At 73.9% G+C, this 2,930-nt stretch carries 3 protein-coding genes; all 3 read left to right on the forward strand.

Features of this window, described 5'->3' with window-relative positions; all coding sequences use genetic code 11:
- The coding region (gene dprA, locus MHW47_RS34005) for a DNA-processing protein DprA (protein WP_239227700.1) at positions 1-1,117 on the forward strand (1,117 nt) is incomplete at its 5' end.
- A gap of 288 nt (positions 1,118-1,405) precedes the next feature.
- Complete coding sequence (gene whiG, locus MHW47_RS34010) at positions 1,406-2,242, forward strand: RNA polymerase sigma factor WhiG (RefSeq protein WP_239227701.1); 837 nt, start codon at positions 1,406-1,408, stop codon at positions 2,240-2,242.
- A 91-nt stretch (positions 2,243-2,333) separates the two neighbouring features.
- Positions 2,334-2,909, forward strand: coding sequence for a TetR/AcrR family transcriptional regulator (locus MHW47_RS34015; protein WP_239227702.1), 576 nt, complete (start codon positions 2,334-2,336; stop codon positions 2,907-2,909).
- The last annotated feature ends 21 nt before the right edge of the window (positions 2,910-2,930 follow it).

The following is a 2,930-nucleotide window of genomic DNA, read 5'->3' on the forward strand; positions in this document are numbered from 1 at the left end:
CCGGGTGCTGGAGCCGGGGGACGAGTGGGGCGGGCGGTGGCTGCGGGAATGCGGCGCGGTCGAGCTGTGGCGGCGGATCGCGGACCCGGCCGGTGAGGCGGAACGGCTGCGCGGCATGACGGTGCGGCGGCTGGCCGGCTACCGGCTCCGGGCCGCCGGGGCCGACCCGGAACGGGACCTGGCGGACGTCGCGGCGATCGGCGGGCGCTTCGTCTGCCCCGGGGACCGGGAATGGCCGACCCAGCTCGACGACCTGGGGGACGCGCGGCCGACCGGGCTGTGGGTACGCGGGCACCCCGACCTGAGGCTCTGGGCGCTGCGCTCGGTCGCCGTGGTCGGCGCCCGCGCCTGCACCCCGTACGGGGCGCACATGGCGGCCACACTGGGCTCGGGGCTCGCGGAGCGGGGCTGGGTGGTCGTGTCGGGGGCCGCCTTCGGGGTGGACGGGGCGGCGCACCGGGGCGCGCTGGCCGCGGGCGGCGCCACCATGGCGGTGCTGGCCTGCGGGGTGGACGTGGCCTACCCGCGCGGTCATGCCGAACTGATCGGGCGGGTGGCCGGGCAGGGGCTCGTCCTCGGTGAGCTGCCGCCCTCCGAGCACCCGACGCGGAGCAGGTTCGTCCTGCGCAACCGGGTGATCGCCGCGCTGACGCGGGGGACGGTCGTCGTGGAGGCGGAGTACCGCAGCGGCTCCCTGGTCACGGCGCGCGCCGCCCAGCGGCTCGGGCGGTTCACCATGGGCGTCCCGGGCCCGGCCACCAGCGGACTGTCGGCGGGCGTGCACGAACTCCTGCGCGGCGAGGCGGCCCTGGTCACGGACGCGGCCGAAGTGGCCGAACTGGTGGGGGACATCGGGGACCTCGCGCCGCCCAGGAGCGGCCCGGTGCTCACGCGGGACCTCCTCGACCCCGTCGCCGCGCGGGTGCTCGACGCCCTGCCGGGGCGCGGCCCCGCCGACGCCAGGGAGGCGGCGCGCGTGGCAGGGACGAGCGCCGATGAAGCCCTCGCCAAGTTGTACGAACTTCACTCACTGGGGTTCGTCGAACGCCAAGGCGAAGGCTGGAGGTTGACGCGGCGCGGGACTTGCCGGGAGGAGGTGCGGCGAGGCGGTTCTTGACCTGGGGCATTCGGGTGAAAAGGTGTTGCCGATGACCTCGGCGGACGCTTCCACGGTGGCTTCGGGGCCGGTGCCTGCGGCGACGGCTCCGTGCGCCAGGTGCGTCCGCACCCCGACGGGCTGTCATGTCCGCGGCCGGGTCGCGCGTTGTGACCGCGCCCCCGCGGGCGCACGGTCCTGATCCTCTATCCTGCGCGCACCGCGACAACTCAGTCACGCTACGCTCACAAGGATTCCGCCCCAGAGACAAGTCCCAGTACTTCACGGCAGAACGGCTCAAGGCACCACATGCCCCAGCACACCTCCGGGTCTGACCGCGCGGCAGTACCACCGGCTGCGCGTGGCACTGTGCGCCCTCCCGCCCCGTCCTCGCTCGACGAGTTGTGGCGCTCGTACAAGACGACGGGCGACGGACGGCTGCGGGAGCAGCTGATCCTGCACTACTCGCCCCTGGTGAAGTACGTCGCCGGGCGGGTGAGCGTGGGGCTGCCGTCCAACGTCGAGCAGGCGGACTTCGTCTCGTCCGGGGTGTTCGGGCTGATCGACGCGATCGAGAAGTTCGACATCGAGCGGGCCATCAAGTTCGAGACGTACGCGATCACCCGCATCCGCGGCGCGATGATCGACGAACTGCGGGCGCTGGACTGGATTCCCCGCTCCGTGCGGCAGAAGGCCCGCGCCGTCGAGCGCGCCTACGCCACGCTGGAGGCGCAGCTGCGCCGCACCCCGTCCGAGGCGGAGGTCGCCGCCGAGATGGACGTCACCCTCGAGGAACTGCACGCGGTTTTCAGCCAGTTGTCCCTGGCCAATGTGGTGGCGCTGGAGGAGCTGCTCCATGTGGGCGGCGAGGGCGGCGACCGGCTGAGCCTGATGGACACGCTGGAGGACACCGCCGCCGACGACCCGGTGGAGGTCGCGGAGGACCGCGAGCTGAGACGGCTGCTCGCCAGGGCCATCAACACCCTCCCGGACCGCGAGAAGACGGTCGTCACGCTCTACTACTACGAGGGCCTGACCCTCGCCGAGATCGGCAACGTCCTCGGGGTCACCGAGAGCCGGGTCAGCCAGATCCACACCAAGTCGGTGCTCCAGCTCCGGGCGAAGCTCGCCGACGCCGGCCGCTGAGCGCGCGGCTTCGGCCACCTGAGGGCTCGCGCTCCCACGGCGGCGGCCGCCGCCGTAAAGTGGGGACGTGCCCAGGATTCGAGCGGCCTCCGTGGCCGAGCACCGGACCATGCAGCGCGGCGCCCTCCTGGACGCAGCGCGCTCCCTGCTGTCCGAAGGAGGCACCGAAGCGCTGACCTTCCCCGCCCTCGCCGAACGCACGGGCCTCGCCAGATCCTCCGTCTACGAGTACTTCCGCTCCCGCGCCGCCGTCGTCGAGGAGCTGTGCGCCGTCGACTTCCCGGTCTGGGCCGCCGAGGTGGAGGGCGCGATGGAGCGCGCCCGGACGCCCGAGGAGAAGATCGAGGCGTACGTACGGCGCCAGCTCGACCTCGTCGGCGACCGGCGCCACCGCGCGGTGGTCGCGATCTCCGCCAGCGAGCTGGACGCCGGCGCCCGCGAGAAGATCCGCGCCGCGCACGGCGGCCTGATCGCCATGATCGTCGAGGCCCTCGGCGACCTGGGCCACCAGGAGCCCCGCCTCGCGGCCATGCTGCTCCAGGGCTCCGTGGACGCGGCCGTGCGGCGCATCGAGCTGAGCGTCGCGGAGGAGCCCGGCGTCATCGCCGACACCGCCGTCGCCATGATCCTCGACGGGGTCCGGGGCGCCGCCCGCGCCGCGCACTGACCCCGGCGCCGCCGCCACGGC

Source organism: Streptomyces sp. OfavH-34-F (assembly GCF_022347745.1).
Lineage (GTDB): Bacteria > Actinomycetota > Actinomycetes > Streptomycetales > Streptomycetaceae > Streptomyces.